This is a genomic window from uncultured Coprobacter sp. (assembly GCF_947855755.1).
Classification (GTDB): Bacteria; Bacteroidota; Bacteroidia; order Bacteroidales; family Coprobacteraceae; genus Coprobacter.
The window spans coordinates 1-19761 of sequence record NZ_CANUAR010000028.1 but is presented as its reverse complement, the minus strand read 5'-3'; the positions used below and the strand labels follow the sequence as shown (position 1 = coordinate 19761).

The following is a 19761-nucleotide window of genomic DNA, read 5'->3' as shown; positions in this document are numbered from 1 at the left end:
CCTTTATTTGCTATAATATTTTTTAATTTCCTCTGCCCTTTCACGGAAAGACGGCTTGTTTGGTTTAGGTTCTTCGCCGACAGGTTTTTGTTTCGGTGCTGGCTGACCAGCTTTAAGTGTTTCAATCAATTTTTGTTTTCTTGATTCATCGAGTGTTTGTCTTTCTTTTACAAGAGCAGTAAGCGTTTCTTGCGATTTCGCCAAATCATCTCCGACAAATCTATCCAAGAGCAATTCTCTTTCTTTTTCCGAATACAAATCAGCTGGCAAAATGTTTTTGCACTCAGACCTGTTATATTTGTGTGTCAATTCTCTGATTTGCTTTTCGTATTTTTCGTCTGGTTTTTGATAAGTCTTTTTAAAACTCTCAACACCCTTGCTCACCTGCGAATCAATAACTCTTTGCATTTCGCCAGTAAGACCATCTTTGTCGATTGAAACCGAACCATCTTCGGCTGTAACTATAAACTTTTGTACGTCAATTTCCATAATACCTCCAAGTTCGTACTTTGCCTTCCCCGAGTCAGTTAAAGCAAATACGCCCCTATTTTATTTAAGCCCCTGTCGTATTACCGCCAAGTTCTTTACTTTTTATGCTGTCCAATGCTTTTTGTTGGTCTACCGCAAATTGTATTTCAAATGCGGCATCTTCCTCTTTGCCCCTTTTATTAAGCCTTGCTGTGCTTATCGGGTCGGAAGAAAGGTTTGTTATACGCAAAGCCTCTTCATCACACATACCAGAGTTTCTAAGCGTGCTATAAGCCTGCGTGCTATTTATCATATTTTCGACTTTATTGCGATTGGACTTAACAGTAAAGTCTTTTGTTGTAAGCGAATTAAATGGGCAGTTACTATTGAGCTTGCAAATAGCCAATATAACATCAAACATCTCGTTTTCCGATTCCAAAGCACAAGATGTTACAAGACCTGCTATATTTTCAAGTGAGCGATAACCATTTCGCCCCTCAACAGCTATGCCCGTGTCAGAACCGCTTGTTCTGCTATCTCTATTAGGAATATGAGTTACTTCTTCGAGCTTGTTTGACAAAAAGTCTTGCAATGTTTGAAGCTGGCTTTGGTTCACCTCAATATCAAGTACCTTTACCTCTGGTTGCGGTGCATTTATGTCTGTTACGCTTTTAAAAGCTAAGATTCCGTCCTTTATGGCTTCTTTAACCCTAGACAATGCTCCGTCAGCCCAAATGTCGATATCTCTTAACAGCAAAATGTAATCGCTTTTCTGTTCAACCAAGTCAACACGATAGCTAGCCAAAGCGTTTATTGCGTTAATAAGGTCAATAGCCTGCTCAAAGTCAGAGGTTCTATCCTGCTTTCTTTCGTATTCAATTATCGGAATACGATTATACAAAATCGGATAGGCATCAAATTCGATAGGCATACCGTCAATGAGAGATGTGAATGTCGTATGATAATATGTTCTTCCCGACTTCACAAAATGCCATTGATGATATTTAGTCCAACAATCGAACTCAGTTTGCTTAGTTATTTTTTTGAACTCTTTGTTGTAGACTTCTTTCTCATAAAAACGAACAGCCAAAACCTTTTCTTTTTCAAGAGAGTTTTCGTAGACACAATATGTTGTCATCGGGTCGATTTCAGAGAAAGTCCTAAAAAACATTCCTCTCTTCTCTTCCTCGGCTGTTGCCGGACGAACATATTTATAGCCAAGACCACAAATGCCCGAATCAAGAACGGTGTGCATTGTTTTTTGGTTATAATTATCGTCGTCAAGACAGTCTATAAGTGCCTTTATCTCTTCCTGTTTGTCTGGGTTTCGGCTTGAAATGGTAAGCGGATTTGCGAAACAATATGCGTTTATCGTAGTTACGACAACGCTAGCATAGTCAATCCCGATTTTATTGTTTATCGATGACTGCTGTACTTTTGTTTTGTTCACAATATCCGTTTTGTTATAATAATAGTTTTTTAGCCTTTGCATATCGGCAACATTCATTTGATGACGAGGCATAGTCAGCTCAATTATTTTTGGGATTATAACCTTGTCTTCTTCAATATTGCCAGTAGGAATGAGGTCTGTAAATATTTTAATTCTACCGTTTTGCAAAATAAACCTCCGAAAAAAAAGCCACTTGTTACAAGAGAACAAATGGCTCATCGGCTCAAAAACATATCTTTAATGTTTTTTTAGCACAATAAAATGTAATTGTCAACACCTTTTTCAAATATTTTTTATTTTTTTTATTTCGAGCGGCACTACGCTACCGCATTTCTTGCAAAAAACAGTTATTCCGCTTGCAAAAGATTTCCCCTCGCAAAATCTGATATATGAAATCTCTTTCCCACACTTAGGGCAAACGTATTTTTTGTTTATCTCCATAAATCCACCTTTGAAACACCAGCAATTTGCGTTAATCTGTTTTTTCTGCAAAAAAGTCGCTTGTCAGAGAAAGTTGCAACGCTATCAGGTGCGTCATCAGGGTTTGTTGACTTGCCGATGTTCTCTTTGCTATCGAATCTAGTGAAATAATACATAAAATTATACAATGCACTTCCCCTTTTTTGTGCGAGAACTGACGGAAATTTGATATTTGAGCATATAGTTGCTTCTTGGCTCAAAATTCTTTGCAATTTGCTCTCTTTCCCCTTTGACTTTGCAGCGAAGACTTCCTCAATTTTCAGAGAATCATAATGCAACATTTTTAGTTTATCTTGTATAAGCGTTCCTATCGTGTTACTTGTATTGTTTTCAATAATTAGGTCAACTATTGAATTGTTTATTATGAAATTAACTATTTTTGACAAAAACAAGTTTTTCGGGTCGCTGTTTATGCCAAGCGATGACTGCTCAAATATTGCATCGGTCAAATAATAAAAGCCGTCCTTTTTGTTGTACCTAAAAACAGGCATTGAGAACCAGTCGTTACCACTTTTCCTTGTCGGGTCAAGAGAGGCGTGAGCCGTTTTTTCAAGGTCTTCTACTGGCAAAACATCGTATGTCATTATGTTTTCGTAAGAGAATATTCTTGGTGTTCTGCTAGCCTTTTTCTGCCTATAAATCAAATCAAACTCGTATTCTTTCAGACCATTTTGAATTTCTACAAGTTTTTGAGTTGAAATTAGGTCTGGTGCAAGACTTTCGCCTTTCGCGTTAAAGCAATCGACAGTGATAACAACGGTGTTGTAATGCTCTGTGTGCCTAACAAAAGGGAAACGCTTGTCTTGTTTAAGCAAACCGCTACGTTCAAGCTCGTCTATTATTTCGATTTGTATACAGTTTTCATTGTAGAAAGTGCCGAGATAGATTTCGGGGATATCCTCGCTCTCTTTTCTTGCCAAAACATCGGCTTTAATAATCGTGCTTTGCTGTTTGTGAATTTCGTCATTATTCATTTCCTTAACACCGTTGGAAATGTCATCTGTTATAATCGCAACAAAAGCACGCTTTGAAGGGAATGAGCCGTAAATGGACAGTGCAAAAAAGGAAGCCCTAATTCTTGCGTCCAAGTCGGCATATTTCATTTCCTCGACCGCTTCTTTTTCAAAGATTTTGCACTTATTCCCAACAAAATACTTTTCAAGCTCTGGAAAAATAAGTTTAATTTTTTCATTTTCGTGTATTCCTCTTATTTGCAAGTTAAAACCAGTTGCGTTGTCCTTTTCGTTGCTTATTCTGAGAACTCCGCTCGTAGAATAATAGAGCCAATGAAGGATTGACGACATTACCGAATAGTAGTTGCCGAGAAACGATTTCCCTCCGTTTGGCTCAACAGCAAAAATAATTCTTTTCGGCTTTATATCGTCCTTAAACTCAACGCCCATTTTAACAGCGTTCATTTTGTTTAAATAAAATGCGGCGGCACTAAGCAAAGGTTTTCGCTTCTCGTATGGTCTTTTTTCTTGCGGCATATCAAATTCATACACCTCAATCATTTTTTCCAAATCCCAACGAGCGGCGATGTAGAGCAACTTCTTTGAACAAATAAACAGTTTTTCTCTCCACTCAGCGAATTTCTGCTTATCTGAAACTTTGCGGAAATTTATTCCAAAGTTAAACTGCTCCTTTGCGTGGCTATAAAGTATATTTGCAAAAAAACTTATCTTATAGTCAAGATTTACCGTTTCGTGCACCCTGCTATTCGCCTTGTTAAACTCTTTATAGTTCATTAACGCCTGAAAAGCCCTCTCAACAAAAGCAAAGCCGAGCAAAACAACCTTTACCATTTTCTCGAACTTGCTTCCGTTTGGACTATAATGCTTTCTAAGCGTATCAAGCGTTTTGACTATATCAGTCAACTCGTCAATAATTTCGTTCTGATTTTCAAAAAGCTCGTTTTCTTTCATTTGCCAACTGCTTCCATACCGCAAATAATTTCGCTTATTTTCAAAAATTCTTCCTTGTCAAAAACCAAAATCTCGCAATATTTCTCTATTTCGTCCTGCTTATAATTCTTCTTCTTTTGAATATTAAGCCTGTGATTAAGTGCTTGCGGCGTTATGCCAATCCGCTCAGCAAAAGTCTGATAGGAAAAGCCTCTTTTGAACATTAGAAACTTAACTAATTTGCCATAACAGCACGGCTCGTTCTTCCTTTCGTGTCCATAGCTACTAGAAAATTTTGCATCATAGCTATTTGCCTGCCTAGCAATTAAAACTCTCTGTTCTTCGCTAAATTTCGTCATAAACTCCTCTAAATAAGGAAAATGGCATATTAAGTAGGGAGCTCTACAAAATATGCCTTTTCGTGGGGTAAAGTATGTTGGCGATGAAGTGAGTGATTCACCGCCACTCCCAGCAGAAGGTTAATTGGGTGGCAGAGCTTCAACTGGGAATTGCATAAGAGGCAAAGAGTGTTTGTGAACTCTTTACGCTGTAATCTTACCATACCTTTATAGACTTGTCAACACTTTTATAAACTTTTTCTTTATATTTTTTGATTTTAAAAAATTTTACAGACCTGCCCCGCCCATTAACGCCTGATTCGCATCGTGTGCCGCATAGTTTCTCAAACATATTTGATAATCCATTATCATTGTCCTCACCTCGATAGGAAAATCAAGCTCATTTACGATTTCCCTCATTTCGTGGTAAAGAAACTCGCACAGCTTAAACATTTCTTCAAATGTTTCCTTTGCATCTCTAAACTCAACAGAAAGACACCTCTCATAATTCAGTGCCTCTTTAATTGACGGCTCTTTGATTCCGAGCGTTATGCCTATTTTCCCAAGTGAATTTATCATTTCTGTTAATTTCGCCGAGAAAGAGGCTAACAAGCCCTGATTAGCAACGAAAGTTTCAGATATCAAGTACCTCTGCAAAATTTCAGCGTCCTCTCTACCAACTTTCAACGCACTAAGCAAATTTCTGTATTTTTCAACAGACTCACCAGTGATTTCCTGCAAAAACGAATTTTTCATATCCCACCAAATTAACTTCTCTTTACTTTGTTCTCTGTACCAGTAACTACACTACCAATCCTCTCTGAGCTCTTGACACGTCCCCTTTTAGGGAGTAATACAACACATATAATTATATATTATTATACTACTCTCTAAAACTAAGAACTTTTCGCTTACAACTAGGTACTACCATACCCCCGTCGCCTCGCTTAACACCAGAACACTAATGCCTATTAGCTCCGACACCGCACAAAAAAAGAAACAGCCAAACACCAAAAACTCACTCGCTGTTTCCATCTCTGCACCGTCCCTTGTCCCCGAGCACTCTCTTGCTCGCTAACGAACCGCCCAGAATAATATTTCAACAGGTCGTTCTCACCCTGCTTACGATAAGCCGCTTTGTGTCTCACAGCCCACCGAGCAGACTCTACGACATCGGCTCTGCCACACCCTATTCAGTTTCCCTCCGTCTTGCTCTGCCACTTCGGACGCTCTTATTCTCTTTTCCCTATTCTACCACCCCTCTCGCCGCCCTGTCAATATCTTCTCCATAATTTTTTGGTGAACAAATACTTTATATTTTCATTTCTACGGTTTGGGTGGGGAGTACCCCCGCCATTCTGACCCAAAAATGAACATAGGGGTAGGGTGGTTCATTTTTAAAAGCGAACGGCATTTTTTTATTGTCTTTTTTCAAGTATAACCTTGCAAAAACCTGTAAAATGTGGTACTATATTTAAAAGGAGGATGACAACTGAATAACACAGCCGCCCGACTTCTAGGGCGGAGGCAAAGCGTCATTCGGGGCGTTTTAGAAGCGTGAAGGGGTTTTAGCTAAGTTCAACCTGCCAGAGCGGCAAAAACAGCGCGGGCAAGACTGTTGCGACGATACGAGCGACAGCGTAAAGATGAAAAAAGAAAAAAAGGGGTAAATTATGATTTTAACAGCAAGGGATAGCATTGTAAAGATGAATAAAATGTCAGTATTGCGCGATTATTTGAGTGAATACGATTCGGCGATATTGAGTTTGACGTGGAATATTTTCAGGACAACCGCGGACGGCAGGGCAAGCGTTTATAGAGAAACGGACGGGCAAATGATAGAAGTCAAACGCGTTTCAGGCGACATATTGCCAGCGATAGCGGCAGAAGTGTACAGTGTGGACATAGACGACAGGGGCAGGGCGTTTATTGTGGACGGACAGGGACGGCGTTTTTTTATAACAAAGAAAAAATCCGTTGTCTTGTGCAAAACCTGCGGGGCGTTGTACGAGGAAGGCATCCGCCATCGTTGCCACAAAGTAAAGTGTGCAATTTGCGGCGCGGATGTGGATACGAAAAAAAGCGGAGGGCTTGCAATGTGCCCGACTTGTTTTGCCGAACAGATAATGTTTAGAGATTATCACGCAGACAATCCGACAATAGATTTTGACAAAAACAGAAGTAAATTTTTCCATTTTGGAATTGAGTTAGAAGTGGATGCAAACAGCTCGCGAGACAGGGCGGGGACGATAAAGGAAGTCAGCAAGATTTTAAATACGATTACGCCGTACAAAAAAACAGCCGTATTCACGAGAGACGGAAGCTTAAACTACGGCTTTGAAATTGCAACTTCCCCCCGCTCCCTTGCGTGGTATGTGAAGCATAAAGACGATTTTAGAAAAGCATTTGAAAAAATCACGGATGCGGGATATCTTGGACACGATATAAATACAACAGGGCTACACATCAACGCCGATTTGACGCCGTTTGGCTTTGAGGATGAAACCGCTTGCATCAAACTCTCTTATCTTTGGTACAAGCACATCGGGCTGCTGGGCGTATTGTGCAGAAGACCGAACGGCTCATATTGTGCCGTAAAGAATTATAACGGCAGAAACAGTATGTCAAAAATAATGTCGACTTATCTCGCTAAATCGCATACAGACATTGTAAACTCCACACACGAAGGCAGGGTTGAATTGCGACATTTTAAAAGCACGTTGAAGGTCGAAACGTTTATCGCATCAATCGACATCGCAAACGCTATTTTAAAAATTGTTAAAAAATGTTCGTTGGCTGACATCAATAACGGCATTGAGGCGGCTAGACTTATCCGCGAAAACCTGGAGACAGAGGACGGGAAAGCATACTTTGAATCAAAGAAGGGAGCATTTCCGGCAGGGTACGAAAATCAACTGAGAGAGACAAACAGGGGGGTCTAAGATGTGCATAATTGTAGTCAAAAACTTTAATCAGACAGTGGACACAAAAACGTTAAAACGCTGCTTTGACAGCAATCCAGACGGGGCGGGCGTTGCGTGGACGAACGGGCACGGCGTAACAATACAAAAGGGGCTGCTCACGTGGGCGGACTTTGCAAAAAAAGCCTTGAAATATAACAGCAAAGAATATGCCGCAGTTTTCCATTTCAGAATTGCCACTCACGGCGGAGTCAGAGAAGAGTTGACTCACCCTTTCCCCATAACGAACGATTATTCATTGTTGAATAAAACAAAACTGAAACATCTTCCGTTTGCAGTGGCTCATAACGGCGTTTTTTCAATGCTTGACTTGGACATCCCTAAAAATCAATCCGACACAACGGCATTTATTGCAACGTTGTTGACTCCGATTTTGTCGGCAAAAATCAACGCAACGGCATTACAGACGGACGAGGCGGCATTTGATAAGATTATCAACCTGCTTGTGTCAGGCAACCGCCTTGCAATTATTAACGCAGACGGCACAATTCACCGCTACGGCAAAACGTGGTACGAAAAAGACGGGATTTTCTTTTCAAACTCCTCATATATGGAATGCCGCAGTTACGGCTATTATCCATATTCTTATGGCGAATACGGTTATCCCTCCGCCTACTACCACAACGGCAAAAAGATAAGCCGAGGGGAATATGAAGTCCGAAAAGAACTCAACAACATTATATCAATGAAATGAATTTTATACTATTTTGCATTGCGGTGGCGGTTATAACCTTTATACACGATTTAATCGGGTGGAAATAATGAAAAAGTACGAAAAAGATTACAAGAGAGCGGCGGCGTTGCTAGCGTTATATGGCGACAAACCGCAACCGACAAAAAAGGACATAGCAAAGGCTATTTTATTCCAAAAGTAACAGAACGGAGGCGGGCGAAAGCCTGCCCCCTTTTTTTATGCCCTGCCGCAGTTTTCCATTTACGTTTAAAAACAACCGCAGTTTTAAGCCGACAAACACGACACAACGAGCAAACAAAAAGCAACGTATCACCACACCGAAAGAAAAAGACAGCCGGCAGAACGGACGGCACGCCCTCAAACCGATATCAAAACAAGCCCGTAAAATGGGTTACAAACGGCAAAACTATGCATGCATATGCCCACACAAGCAGGAAAAACATCGCCCACAACGGAAACAAGGCACGAGAGAACGGCAAAAACACCGTGAAAACCGCCCCACCGTTAGGAAGTACGCATAAATGAACGACTGTTCTCTAAACTGCGGCTACGCCAACAACACGACACCCGAACGACACGAGCTTTTGCTCGGCTTTTGCTCACAGCTTTTGCTAAACCCACGACTTTTTCGACACTAGTCAATTATTTTACTACTTTCGCTTTTGCTACTACCGTAAATTATTAGACACAAGTCCTTTATTTGACGGCTTTTGCCCTAAACTGCGGCTTTTTCTACTGCCGTCGCTTTTGCAACTCTTTTCTTTTATTTGACACTAGTCTATTTTTAGACACTAGTCGCGTAACTCTCAAAAACACCGCTTTTTCGGCTTTTTCTGACCACTTCGCCCTATTTTTTGCCACTTTTTGGGTATTTTCCGACCACTTTTGGCTTTTTCTAACCACAAGTTTGGACTTTTTAATTATGTTGACTAGTCCACAAAAAGCAATTCCCACATATATAAATATAAATAAGGGGGGAAAAACTATACTATATATCATATGATAGCCGATATAGGGAAAGAGAAAATAAGATAGTACATAGGGTATGATATATAATATATAAATATAGGGGCGGAGAAACGGGGCTGAGAGCGGCGAGAGTGGCAAAACTGGGCAAGAGTGCCGTCAGAGGGCTTTTCGGCGGAAAAACAGCAAGAGAACCTTAAATGCGAGGCAAGGCGACAAAGCAAAAAAATAAAATCTTAAACATTTTTTAAAAATAATGCTTGACAATTAAAGTATAATCTGCTAAAATGCAATTAGAAAAACAAAGGGGCAACCTAAAAGGGGGTAAAAAATGAAACTTTGGACAAAAAGCATTGAAAACAAGGCAAAGAAATTTCCGCTTTACTCACAAGACGGAAAAGGGCAAGAAGCCGAAATTATTGTTAAGTATTTCAACCCATACGGCTCTGGAACGTGGCTTATTACAGAGGCGGAAAAACAAGATGATGGCGACTGGCTTTTGTACGGCTATATGCACATCACTGAATGGGAGTGGGGCTACATAATGCTCAGCGAAATTGAAAACGCAAGAATAGGTGTTTTTAAAATGCCACTTGAAAGAGATTTGTATATTGACGACCACGCAAGAGTTAAAGAGTATGCTCGTTGATGTATACTTACTAAAAAAATAACACACACCACAATATTATTTATTAAACGGAGGTAAAGACAATGAAAAAATTTTTTGGCAAAAAGGCAAACAGTGAGGGCAAATTTGAAAAGGCAAAATCGGGCATTATCGAGGAAATCAAGACAATCGAGGAAATTCGCCGCTCTTATGGCGAAAACACAATGCTCAATAATAGGCTTTTGGAAGAAAAACGCATCGCGAACAAGTTTTTTGAGTGCGACTACACCCTTGAAATAGAGCCTATTCAGACAATCGAAAGCAAGGCGAGAAAGGCTAAAACCATTGAGATGAAACCTTTTGCGGCTTTTGCAGAGGGCGATAAAAAGGCAGAGCCAGTATTTAACATCGGAAAAGGGTGGCAAAAGGTTGAAAAAGACGGCAAATTGCAAGTTGTTTTTGACAACGGAAAATGGGAAGCCAGACACAACATCCCAAAAACTGGCGTATTGCACACTTACGAAAAGTTTATAAACGCAGAAAACCCTATCGAATATCTTGCCAGTATTAAAATCGGGGACGAAATCAGATACAAGGCGAAAAACGAATCAAAACCTAAAATCGGCAAAGTCACTAGCGTGCGTATCTGCTACAAGGCATATTCTTGCCCGTTTTATCACTTTCAATTAAGTGGTGGCGGAGTAGCTACTTACAAAAACTTTTATTAAGGGGGGGGAACAAAGAATGGAATATATGTGCTTTAATTGTGGCGAGTGCTTTGACGAAAGTGAGATTAAGCACGAATATGAAAACCACCCATACGGAATGGGAACGGCGGCAGAACAAATAGACGTTTGTCCGTATTGCGGAAATTCAGACATAGGCGAGGCAACCAGATGCAAAAATTGCGGCGAAATATCGCAAGACAAACTCTTTTACGGCATCTGTCCAGACTGTCTTAAAAGTTTGCAAACCCCACAAAATTGCATTGAGTACATTAAAGACAATGGGCTTTTGGAAGATTTTATCGACTACTTGGGCGATTTCACCGACGAAGAGTTCTTGCTAAATAGCGTTAATTCAGCTCTTGTTGAATACGTTTGTGCCGACGATGAACATTTTGCGACTTGGTACGCAATAAAGTATCTATAACAAAAGGGGGAACATCAGTGAAAACCTGCAAATCAAGTGCGGAAATAGCGGCGATAAAAGAAACTTTAATTAAAAAAACCAACGAGCGTGAGCAAGTCCGCTTGCAGGTTGCCGCAACAAAACGAAAAATTGACTCGTTAAAACAAAAAATAATTTATAACAGCCGGCTTTCAAGCATTGACAACGCAAAAATCGAATATCTGAAAGACTGCTTAAATGAGCAAAATCAACGATATTTTAAGTTGAAGCAAATGAGCAAAAATTTGACTGCCGAAATTACGCCGCTGAAAGCAACTATTGTTTATTATGACACAAACGAGCTTGACCTAAACCACAAAGAATATACGCTTTGTCATCAGCTTTTCGGCAAAAAGTATTCTGAGCTTACCGAAAAAGAAGTGCAAGAATACAATCGAGAAATTTACAAAAAGAAGAACAAAAAGAGAGGCGGCTTTTAACCGCCTTTTTCTTTTGCCTTAAAACGGAAGCTCTTGCAAGTCCATATCAATCGGCTCTAAGTCTTCTATTCGAGGTCTTGCTCTTGGTGCAAGGTCTTTTTTCATTTGCTTTAAAATCTCATCGGCTTTTACTTCTTTCAGCACATCGGCTTCGGTGTAAATCTTTCTCTCGGCGTCATACTTTATGCCGACCAAACCGTTTCCGTTGCCTTTTGTCTTTAAAACTTCAATAAAGCCATCGCAATTTTCATAGTTAAAGCCGTTTTCAGCAAGATTCAAAATAAAATTGTCAAGGTCTGTACAGCTTTTGCGTATCATATCTTTTCGATAAATCGCCAAAACATTATACGCCTTGTTCGAGATATTTTGAGAGCCTGCGACATCGGAAATGTCTAGCCGAAAACTGTTTCTCTCAATTTTTCTTTGGTGAGCAACAAGAATAACAATCGAGCCTGTATTTAATGCGAATTGTCTTATCTTTTCCGTTATTGCCGTTTGTTCGCTGAACACATTACTCGAAATATTGTCAATGCTTATCAGATTGTCAACGAAAAAAACCTTGCAACCTGTTTCTTTGTGGCAATCAATCATACCCTTTAAGATGCTGTCAATATCTCTTGCCGCCTTGTTTCCGTAAAAATAAATGTTATCGTCAAGTGCCGCCCTAAGCTCTGCCTCTTTCTGCTCTGTAACATACCAATCTTGAATTGTCGTTGCGTTTCCGTTTGCATCAACAAAGTTTACTGGGCGATAGTCTTTTCTTGTAGAGTTTTGGTGGTAAATAAGGTTTTTGAATGACCTTGCCGTATGTTCGCCTGCAAAATAGAACAGCTTTTGCTTTTGCAGTATCGTTTGAGAAATCAATCTTTGTATAAAGGTTGACTTCCCCGCATTTGACTGACCCACCAAAAGGGTGATTCCGACTTCAAGACCTTTTATCAAATAATCAAGGTGCGGAAAACCTGTCAAAACCCTAAATGGGCTTTCTCTGTAATAGGGTATTTCCTTAAACGAAAAATACGTTCTCTTTTCACTCATAAAATTTCTCCCCCAAAATCGTCTTCGGAAAGTGCTTTTACTGCCCGAAAGTGCCGTGCTTTTGCCGATTCTTTATCAAAGGCATAGCCAAATCGACTGTCAAAATATGTTGACTTATCAACTTCATCAATGCAATCAAGCAAAGCCTCGCATTTATCTAGGGCTTCGTCAATGCATAAAAACAGCTCTGTTTCAAAACTTTCTGCACTTTTGTACAAATCAGCCGCACATTTCGGTTCTAAGCGGCGAAACAACATTTCGAGTATTCTTTTTCGAGTTATGAGATAATTCCGCCAGTAATCGCTCTTACGCCCCCAAAACGCACAATAACGACGCTTTTGTTCCTTTCTTTCAACGGCTCGCTTTATTTTCTCTTGTTCAGCCTCTGATAAGGCACTGTCAAGGATAAAAATGCCAAAGGCTTTGTCTAGCACTTTCACCGCCTCTTTAAAACTAGCACCTGTTTCGTGCTGGTAGAAAGAAATAACATCGCCGTATCTTCCGCAAGAATAACAATAAAAACTGTCTGCCTTTATATGACAACTTCGTGTTCTTTCCGAGCCGCAACGAATAAAGCCGTGAGAGAGGTCAGAGCCGACAAGCCGAGCAACGTCAAAACAGCTAACTCTTGCCTTAATCGCCTCAACTGCCTCACTCATAGCTAAATTTAACTTTCCGCCATTTTTCGCCATACTTTTCCTCCATATTTTTCTCAAACAGCTCGTTTGTCTGTTCAGCATAGTCATAAACCATACTTGTCATAAAAGACGAAGCCATTTTCACATAGCACTCATCTCTGCCTGCGATATAACACTCTCTCAAATAGGCACGGAACGCATAGAGAACTTGATAAGGGTAAAGCCGCTTTTCCTTTGCTTTTGCCCCAAGACAGCTTTTCAGCTTTTTCTTTGTTGCCGTTCTGTCAAACCTCTTGTTATAGCCGTATTTGCCGTATTCCGATTTGATAATGTCGCAAACGGTGTCAAACGCTATTTTAACGCCCTTGTTTTTGTTCTGAGCCGTGTCAGCCTTGTTTTTGAGCAAACACTCGACAATTCCGTTTTTATCGGTTACAGACGAAATGTCGCCCCCAAACAGCTCTTTGTTCTTGAAAATAAAATCTTTGAGCAACTCTGCTACCTCTCTGTCGCTCATTCTGCACCCCCTCTATTACTACCTCTAACTATGTTTAAGTACTAATTATTTTATATATACTATGAACGTACACATAAAAGACTAACTATACTATGTATAGAACTTCTACACTTAAATAACTCTCTGCTTTAAATAAATGTTCCTTGTGGGATAGAAGTACTAACTAAGTAAGAGATACATAGGTCAATCAAAATTCTTTTTTGTCGCTTTTTCACGCTCGAAAAACCTCTCAATCTTGCTGATTGTCTTTAATCTGAGTTCCTGCTTTCTCTGCTTCTCAATGCCAATGATTGTTTTGACATTAACGCCAATTTTTTTAGAAAGCTCTAACTGCGAGCAACCACTCTCTTTTCGGTAGGCTAACAGTTCTTCACGGAATATCAAACTTTGTTTATCTTGCACGGTATCACCCCCTTTGCACCACTATAAACCATTTTGCACCTTTTTGTCAAGGCTCTGCTTATAAAAATTATAAATAAAATTTGAAAATTGTGTTGACAGATTGTAAACTTTGATTTATAATGCTGTTAGAAAAGGACGAGCGTACGGCTCATTCAAAGATTAAAGGAGATTTGTTTTTATGAAAAATATCGAAAGACAAAAATCGCTTGACAAAGAAAAATGGCTGTTGAGCGAAAGCGAAAAGCAAGATATGAGCGGCAAAATGGGCTATTGTCAGTTTTGTAATTCTTGCAATGACGGCGTATGTGTGGCAAGTCAAAGCGAACGAGAGAAGGGCGTTTTGTGTGCGACTGCCTATAATCGTGCAGACAGAAAAAGGAGAAAGCAAGCGTAATGGCAAGCAAGAAAGACGAGGCAATGCTCCCTAAAAACGAGATAAAAAAGTGCGACCTCGAAACGCTCAAAATTATTCGTAACTCTATTCAGCGAGAATATGTCGATAAGGCACAGGGACGAATTTTTATGACTGTCGGCGAAACACTTGTCGAAGACTTAGACAAAATAATAGAGGTGAAAACAAATGCGATTTGAAAAGATAACTGGGCTTGTTCTTGAAATGCAAAAGCATCAGAGGGGCAAGAAAATTATCTGCTCTCAGCCTATTTCACCTGTTGGGGTAGCAAGGGTGCTTGGCTTGACTTATCAAGCTGTGCTTAAAAAGCTAAAAATAAACTACTTCACGGTCGAGGAAGCGTTTAAAATACAGAGAGAGCTTTTCCCCGATTTAACAATGGAATATCTCTTTCAAGAGCAGGAACTTTAATACGATTCATTCGCAATGGCGGTGCGATGAAAATATTTTTAAAAAAGGAATTATATTGTTTTTCTCAGATGCAGTATCAAATGGTATAGCGACCGCCACGCTATATTATTTAAAAAAGGCTTGACAAAGTGCATTGTGTGGTATATACTTATAGTAACAAAAAAAGAGAGGGTAAATTATGAGATTGTGGCATACGGATTTGATTGAGGTGCTGCCTCGTCAGCAATTATTGGGGCAATGGAGAGAACTTAACAGCATTTTTAAAAATCAGAACAAGCACGTTTTGATTAACTTTGTTTATAAGTACGATATTTCTCACCTCTATGTTTACGGGTTAAAAGTTATAGACGAAATAGAAAAAAGAGGTTACAAGGTAAACAAAAGAAAATTTGATGAGTATTTTGACGGGTTTGTGTGTAAAGAAATCTACAAAGAATGTTTCAAAGAAGCAAAACCATTTGCTCAAAAAATGACCGATAGATACTTGCGACAATGCTACTACAATTTGCAAGAAAAATATGATTGTGGCGGTATTACGGAAGAAGAGTGGGAAAAGATTGAAAGTAAAGTGAAAGAAAAGGGAGAATATAATGATTAAAATTTTACTCGGCGGAAGCCCTTGCACAGATTGGAGTATTGCAAAAAAAGATAGAGAAACCGAACCGAAGGGTAAAGGCTGGGAATTATTCAAAAATTATTGGATTGCAAAACAGAAATTCTGCCCGGATTTTTTCTTGTATGAGAATGTAAAATCAGCAAAAGACGTTATCAAAGACGAAATCAAAAAGCGGCTGGAAGTTTGGGACGGCACGCTGCTTATGCCGGACAGCGGAGCAAGGTACATCGAGATAAATTCGGCTCTTGTATCGGCGCAGAACAGGCAGCGGTTTTACGTCCATAATTGCGGCGAAGTCGGACAACCGAAAGACAGGGGCATTTTGCTTAAAGACATTTTGGAAAGCGGACAAGGCTGGACGGACAAAAGTTACGCATTAACAACACGAGAAGCGGGGGCAATTCCGGAAGACACGCTAAAACGGAGAAGGCATACTATGGTTGCCGAGCCTGTCATTTTTCAAACGCCGCGCGGGAATAATAAAGGTGGTTGCAAGTACAAGAAGTCGCCCACGTTGACGGCGCATGGCAGTTGGCAAGAAAATAACAAGGTTGTTGAGCCTGTTCGAGTTGGAGATTTGCCAAATGCTAGCGGTGAGATAAGTGGCAGTCAAGCAACAAGAATATACTCCATTGACGGTAAAAGCGTAAACCTTGTGGCAAACGGCGGCGGTCTTGGAGCGAAGACAGGGTTGTATGCTTGTCCATTTGAAGTAGAGGAACTTGCAGCAGACTACTATCACGGCGACAAGAATATAAATTTGTTTGGCAAAATCATTTCAAAAAACACAAGTAACAACAACGGGCAACCCGCACAATGTGTAAGGGTTTACAACACGGCGAATAAGTCAATATGTTTAGACGGCGACGGGAGAAAATACATAATTGATAGTTGTCCGAATAACGTAGAAAAAGTGAAAGGAATAAACAATAAAATAGTTCCTGTTTACGAAGTCCGCAACGGCTTAATAACGATAAAAGACAAGCAGTACCCGATAAAACTAAAAGACGGTTTTTATATCATACGCAAGCCAACCGTTACCGAATGTTGTAGGCTTCAAACAATGCCCGATAATTATTGTAGGGCGGTAAGTGCAACGCAGGGTTATCGTGGTCTTGGCAACGGCTGGACGGCAGAGGTAATTATACATATCCTGTCAAACGCATTGAAAGACGTGCCGAAAGATGAGGAAATCGTGGTGCTGTCGATGTATGACGGCATAGGCACGGGACGGTATTGCCTCGATAAAATGGGGTTCACAAACGTGAAATATTATGCTTATGAAATCGACAAATTCGCCATACGGGTGGCGATGAGCAATTACCCGGACATTGTTCAATGCGGGGACGCTTTTCAGGTGCGACAGCCTGACTGGAAACTTAATTGACTTCAACCGTCGGGGCGGCGGCGTTTGAAATAAAACCTAAAAATTATATACGTTGTTTTTTGTGCAAAAACTAGGCAACCGCCCTTGCCAAAGTTAAGGAGGGATTATGAAAAACAAAGAAAAGTTTGCAAAAGAGATTTTGGATATTGTTTGTAAATGCGGAGAAGTTGCAATGGATAAAGACACGATGAGGCTGCAAGCGTGTGACGAAACTAAATGCGAAAACTGCTATTTCAGCGAACAAAGATATCCACTTAATACAGGGAGCTGTGCGAGAAACTTTTCTCATTGGGCAAACAGCGAGTATAAAGAAAAGAAAGAGTTTTCGGAAGCGGACAAAGCTTATGTTAGGGCAATGGACAAGCTTAATTGGTTTGTGAGAGATAAGAATGGTGATGTGGTTGCTTTCGTGTCGAAGCCAGTTAAGAGCCAAAACTGTTGGGGAAGTTTAAGGTATATGATTAGTATAAGGCATGGTTCTTCCGCCACCTTTGAGCCGTTGAGTTGGGAAGATGAAGAGCCTACGCATAGGAATGAGATTTTGGGGGAGTGAGATGAAACAAGGCGAGAGCATATTAAAACCTAAAATAGGAACAACAGTCTACTGTATTTACGCAAACAGCATTTCAAAATATAAAGTGGGCTATATTGGAAAAGAGGCATTTGTTATTGATGAGTTGTCAGAGTATATGGATTTTGAGGCATTTTTGTGGTGGTACGAAGATTTCGGCAAATCTTGGTTTAAGTCATTAAAAGAGGCAAAGGTGCGATTATTACAAATGCAAAGCGAGTATTTGCCAAATCAAAAAGTAAAAATAAAAAAAGTTAATGACGATTATTGGGAGGTTGATTATAAAAACTGAACAAGAAGTGCTTAAAATGTTTGATGAGTTTGAGGACAAACTCGGCATTGATAGAACTCCAAACTATACTGTTAAGATAGGGAACAGATACGTTAAAAGCCTTGACTATTCGAATGAAAATGGCTGGACGTATGAAACTAGTGATGAGCCTGTCTGGATGAGCAAGATAAATGCAGAGTGTGTAATAACAGATGTCATAGAGTTTATAGACAGTATACCTGACGAGAATGAGGTTACATTTGAGGTGAAAAAATGAGTAATGTAACAAATGAACAAGTTAAGCAAATGAAAACAAAACAAGAACAGATTGAAGAATTAGTTTACATAGTAAAAGAGGCGATAAGAAGAAACGGTACTTATTGGGTACATTTTGATTATATCGAAATGGACAACAACGATGTTGACCACGCGGCAGAAGAAAGCGCAAAAGAGCTTTACTCCGCAGGCTACCGCAAGCAAAGCGACACGGTGAGGGAGTTTGTAGGGAAAGTATTAAAAATCGGCTCAAAACGACCTTTGTGCGTATTTAATGAATACGGAGAAGGGTATATTGACTGTATCGAAAATATAAAAAAGATTGCCAAAGATTACGGCGTGGAGGTGAAGAAATGAAGAAAGAGGTGAGGAAGTGAAACAGATAGACTTTTGGGGCAATGATTGTGAAATTGTGCAAAACAAAATAGGTAATCGCCGCCGCAAGCGTATGCAAGAACAATATGGCGTGATTGAGGGGAAAACCTGTAAAACGTGCAAGCATTGTGTGAAATACGTTTGGGGACGAAAAGGCTGGTACAAGTGCGAAAAATGGGTGATTTCCTCTTGTTCGGCGACAGATATTCGGCTGAAAGATAAGGCGTGTGGAAAATATGAGGAGAACAAAGAATGAACACTATAACATCTGGATGCGGTAATTGTATGTATTGTTATAACGGACAATGTTCTTACGGTGGACAATGCTATGGAAGCACACAATTACAAAATGTCAATGGCAAGTGGTGTTGGATGCCTATTGGAAGTTTTAAGGAGGACGAAGAGTGAAAGACTATAAGAGATTGACGGAAAAAAGTGTAGGTTGTTTTAAATATTGCTTAAAAAACCACAAATCAAAAGATGGTGAATTTAAGGATTATGATACTTTTTTTGATTATTCAATGGCTGTGAAAAGGCTCGGTGAGCTCGAAGACAAAATCGAGCGCGGGGAGCTGGTGGAAGTCCCGAAAGGCTCGGTGGTGCTCACGCCCGAAGAGAGAAAGCAAGCCGTGAAAGAGTTCGCGGAACGGGTCAAAATGGCGTTTTATTACGAGTTTGACGAGCTTATCCCGTCGATAATGGCAGACAAGATAGACGAGCTTGTCAAGGAGATATGCGGAGATGACTAACGAAAAAAAATATAAAGGAGATAAGATGAAAACATATAAAGGTTTTAACAAAGATATGACGTGCAGAGGCTTTCACTACGAAGAGGGTAAAGAATACGAGATTAGCGGGGATGTCAAATGTTGTGAGAATGGCTTTCACGCTTGTGAAGACCCTCTCGATTGCTTTAACCACTATGCCCCAGGGCAAAGCGTATATCACGAAGTAGAACAGAGCGGAGAAATATCGAGAAATAACTACGGCGAGAGTAAGGTTGCTTCATCTAAAATCAAAATCGGCGCAAGGCTTGACATTGCAAAAATTGTAAGGTTGCATTTTGATTTTATAAAATCAAGAACCACTTTTGAAAATATAGACCCGAAGCAAGCCTCTGCGGGTGAGAATGGTGCCGCCTCTGCGGGTTGGAATGGTGCCGCCTCTGCGGGTGGGAATGGTGCCGCCTCTGCGGGTGCGTATGGTGCCGCCTCTGCGGGTTGGAATGGTGCCGCCTCTGCGGGTGCGAATGGTGCCGCCTCTGCGGGTTGGAATGGTGCCGCCTCTGCGGGTTGGAATGGTGCCGCCTCTGCGGGTGCGTATGGTGCCGCCTCTGCGGGTTGGAATGG

At 40.4% G+C, this 19761-nt stretch carries 28 protein-coding genes and 1 pseudogene; 20 read left to right on the top strand and 9 right to left on the bottom strand.

The window, feature by feature from the left end; translation table 11 throughout:
* Positions 1–3: 3 nt before the first annotated feature.
* The 5 genes from Q0093_RS12815 to Q0093_RS12795 all read right to left on the bottom strand — a co-directional run bounded on the left by Q0093_RS12815 (position 4) and on the right by Q0093_RS12795 (position 5396).
* Complete coding sequence (locus Q0093_RS12815) at positions 4–489, bottom strand: hypothetical protein (protein WP_297931145.1); 486 nt, start codon at positions 487–489, stop codon at positions 4–6.
* 64 nt (positions 490–553) lie between these two features.
* The gene (locus Q0093_RS12810) at positions 554–1990 is read right to left on the bottom strand and encodes a phage portal protein (protein ID WP_297931142.1); all 1437 of its coding nucleotides are present in this window, start codon (positions 1988–1990) and stop codon (positions 554–556) included.
* 359 nt (positions 1991–2349) lie between these two features.
* Positions 2350–4323 (bottom strand): hypothetical protein, encoded by a 1974-nt coding sequence (locus Q0093_RS12805; RefSeq protein ID WP_297931139.1) that lies wholly within the window; start codon positions 4321–4323, stop codon positions 2350–2352.
* Positions 4320–4661, bottom strand: a complete 342-nt coding sequence (locus Q0093_RS12800; protein WP_297931136.1) for a hypothetical protein — start codon at positions 4659–4661, stop codon at positions 4320–4322. The genes Q0093_RS12805 and Q0093_RS12800 overlap by 4 nt, the downstream gene beginning before the upstream one ends.
* A gap of 267 nt (positions 4662–4928) precedes the next feature.
* Complete coding sequence (locus Q0093_RS12795) at positions 4929–5396, bottom strand: hypothetical protein (RefSeq protein ID WP_297931133.1); 468 nt, start codon at positions 5394–5396, stop codon at positions 4929–4931.
* Positions 5397–6313: 917 nt separating this feature from the next.
* Between Q0093_RS12795 and Q0093_RS12790 the strand changes: the two genes are divergently transcribed.
* The 7 genes from Q0093_RS12790 to Q0093_RS12760 all read left to right on the top strand — a co-directional run bounded on the left by Q0093_RS12790 (position 6314) and on the right by Q0093_RS12760 (position 11498).
* Positions 6314–7582 carry a hypothetical protein gene (locus tag Q0093_RS12790; protein WP_297931131.1) on the top strand — a complete coding sequence of 423 codons (1269 nt, stop codon included), beginning with the start codon at positions 6314–6316 and terminating at the stop codon, positions 7580–7582.
* A gap of 37 nt (positions 7583–7619) precedes the next feature.
* Positions 7620–8315: a hypothetical protein gene (locus Q0093_RS12785; RefSeq protein WP_297931128.1), complete on the top strand. Its 696-nt coding sequence runs from the start codon at positions 7620–7622 to the stop codon at positions 8313–8315.
* A 218-nt stretch (positions 8316–8533) separates the two neighbouring features.
* Positions 8534–8836: a hypothetical protein gene (locus tag Q0093_RS12780; RefSeq protein ID WP_297931126.1), complete on the top strand. Its 303-nt coding sequence runs from the start codon at positions 8534–8536 to the stop codon at positions 8834–8836.
* 776 nt (positions 8837–9612) lie between these two features.
* On the top strand, positions 9613–9930 hold the full coding sequence (locus tag Q0093_RS12775; RefSeq protein ID WP_297931123.1) for a DUF2958 domain-containing protein: 318 nt from the start codon (positions 9613–9615) through the stop codon (positions 9928–9930).
* 62 nt (positions 9931–9992) lie between these two features.
* Positions 9993–10616 carry a hypothetical protein gene (locus tag Q0093_RS12770; RefSeq protein WP_297931120.1) on the top strand — a complete coding sequence of 208 codons (624 nt, stop codon included), beginning with the start codon at positions 9993–9995 and terminating at the stop codon, positions 10614–10616.
* A gap of 97 nt (positions 10617–10713) precedes the next feature.
* Entirely contained in the window at positions 10714–11040 is a 327-nt protein-coding gene (locus Q0093_RS12765) for a hypothetical protein (RefSeq protein WP_297931118.1), read from the top strand.
* A 17-nt stretch (positions 11041–11057) separates the two neighbouring features.
* Entirely contained in the window at positions 11058–11498 is a 441-nt protein-coding gene (locus tag Q0093_RS12760; protein ID WP_297931116.1) for a hypothetical protein, read from the top strand.
* An 18-nt stretch (positions 11499–11516) separates the two neighbouring features.
* Here the strand turns inward: Q0093_RS12760 and Q0093_RS12755 are convergent, their stop codons facing one another.
* The 4 genes from Q0093_RS12755 to Q0093_RS12740 form a co-directional block, all read right to left on the bottom strand.
* Complete coding sequence (locus Q0093_RS12755) at positions 11517–12536, bottom strand: DnaB-like helicase C-terminal domain-containing protein (RefSeq protein ID WP_297931113.1); 1020 nt, start codon at positions 12534–12536, stop codon at positions 11517–11519.
* Positions 12533–13228: a CHC2 zinc finger domain-containing protein gene (locus Q0093_RS12750; RefSeq protein ID WP_297931111.1), complete on the bottom strand. Its 696-nt coding sequence runs from the start codon at positions 13226–13228 to the stop codon at positions 12533–12535. The genes Q0093_RS12755 and Q0093_RS12750 overlap by 4 nt, the downstream gene beginning before the upstream one ends.
* Complete coding sequence (locus Q0093_RS12745; RefSeq protein WP_297931108.1) at positions 13188–13691, bottom strand: hypothetical protein; 504 nt, start codon at positions 13689–13691, stop codon at positions 13188–13190. Before Q0093_RS12745 ends, Q0093_RS12750 begins: the two co-directional genes overlap by 41 nt.
* Before the next feature lie 183 nt (positions 13692–13874).
* Positions 13875–14093, bottom strand: a complete 219-nt coding sequence (locus Q0093_RS12740; RefSeq protein WP_297931105.1) for a helix-turn-helix transcriptional regulator — start codon at positions 14091–14093, stop codon at positions 13875–13877.
* Between the two features lie 178 nt (positions 14094–14271).
* Between Q0093_RS12740 and Q0093_RS12735 the strand changes: the two genes are divergently transcribed.
* The 13 genes and pseudogenes from Q0093_RS12735 to Q0093_RS12675 form a co-directional block, all read left to right on the top strand.
* The gene (locus tag Q0093_RS12735; RefSeq protein ID WP_297931103.1) at positions 14272–14487 is read left to right on the top strand and encodes a hypothetical protein; all 216 of its coding nucleotides are present in this window, start codon (positions 14272–14274) and stop codon (positions 14485–14487) included.
* Entirely contained in the window at positions 14487–14684 is a 198-nt protein-coding gene (locus Q0093_RS12730) for a hypothetical protein (RefSeq protein ID WP_297931100.1), read from the top strand. The genes Q0093_RS12735 and Q0093_RS12730 overlap by 1 nt, the downstream gene beginning before the upstream one ends.
* A complete protein-coding gene (locus Q0093_RS12725; RefSeq protein ID WP_297931098.1) occupies positions 14674–14916 on the top strand; it encodes a hypothetical protein in 243 nt (80 codons plus the stop codon). The genes Q0093_RS12730 and Q0093_RS12725 overlap by 11 nt, the downstream gene beginning before the upstream one ends.
* A 178-nt stretch (positions 14917–15094) precedes the next feature.
* On the top strand, positions 15095–15514 hold the full coding sequence (locus Q0093_RS12720) for a pyrimidine dimer DNA glycosylase/endonuclease V (RefSeq protein WP_297931096.1): 420 nt from the start codon (positions 15095–15097) through the stop codon (positions 15512–15514).
* Positions 15507–16919, top strand: a complete 1413-nt coding sequence (locus Q0093_RS12715; RefSeq protein WP_297931093.1) for a DNA cytosine methyltransferase — start codon at positions 15507–15509, stop codon at positions 16917–16919. The genes Q0093_RS12720 and Q0093_RS12715 overlap by 8 nt, the downstream gene beginning before the upstream one ends.
* 106 nt (positions 16920–17025) lie before the next feature.
* Positions 17026–17472 carry a hypothetical protein gene (locus tag Q0093_RS12710; RefSeq protein WP_297931091.1) on the top strand — a complete coding sequence of 149 codons (447 nt, stop codon included), beginning with the start codon at positions 17026–17028 and terminating at the stop codon, positions 17470–17472.
* Between the two features lies 1 nt (position 17473).
* Positions 17474–17782 carry a hypothetical protein gene (locus Q0093_RS12705; RefSeq protein ID WP_297931088.1) on the top strand — a complete coding sequence of 103 codons (309 nt, stop codon included), beginning with the start codon at positions 17474–17476 and terminating at the stop codon, positions 17780–17782.
* The gene (locus tag Q0093_RS12700; protein ID WP_297931085.1) at positions 17748–18038 is read left to right on the top strand and encodes a hypothetical protein; all 291 of its coding nucleotides are present in this window, start codon (positions 17748–17750) and stop codon (positions 18036–18038) included. Before Q0093_RS12705 ends, Q0093_RS12700 begins: the two co-directional genes overlap by 35 nt.
* 29 nt (positions 18039–18067) lie before the next feature.
* On the top strand, positions 18068–18394 hold the full coding sequence (locus tag Q0093_RS12695) for a hypothetical protein (RefSeq protein WP_297931082.1): 327 nt from the start codon (positions 18068–18070) through the stop codon (positions 18392–18394).
* 16 nt (positions 18395–18410) lie between these two features.
* On the top strand, positions 18411–18668 hold the full coding sequence (locus tag Q0093_RS12690; RefSeq protein ID WP_297931079.1) for a hypothetical protein: 258 nt from the start codon (positions 18411–18413) through the stop codon (positions 18666–18668).
* Positions 18665–18820, top strand: a complete 156-nt coding sequence (locus Q0093_RS12685) for a hypothetical protein (RefSeq protein ID WP_297931076.1) — start codon at positions 18665–18667, stop codon at positions 18818–18820. The genes Q0093_RS12690 and Q0093_RS12685 overlap by 4 nt, the downstream gene beginning before the upstream one ends.
* 113 nt (positions 18821–18933) lie before the next feature.
* Positions 18934–19161 carry a hypothetical protein gene (locus Q0093_RS12680; RefSeq protein ID WP_297931073.1) on the top strand — a complete coding sequence of 76 codons (228 nt, stop codon included), beginning with the start codon at positions 18934–18936 and terminating at the stop codon, positions 19159–19161.
* Positions 19154–19761 (top strand): annotated as a pseudogene (locus Q0093_RS12675) (hypothetical protein); the annotation flags it as partial. The gene Q0093_RS12680 and the pseudogene Q0093_RS12675, both read left to right, overlap by 8 nt.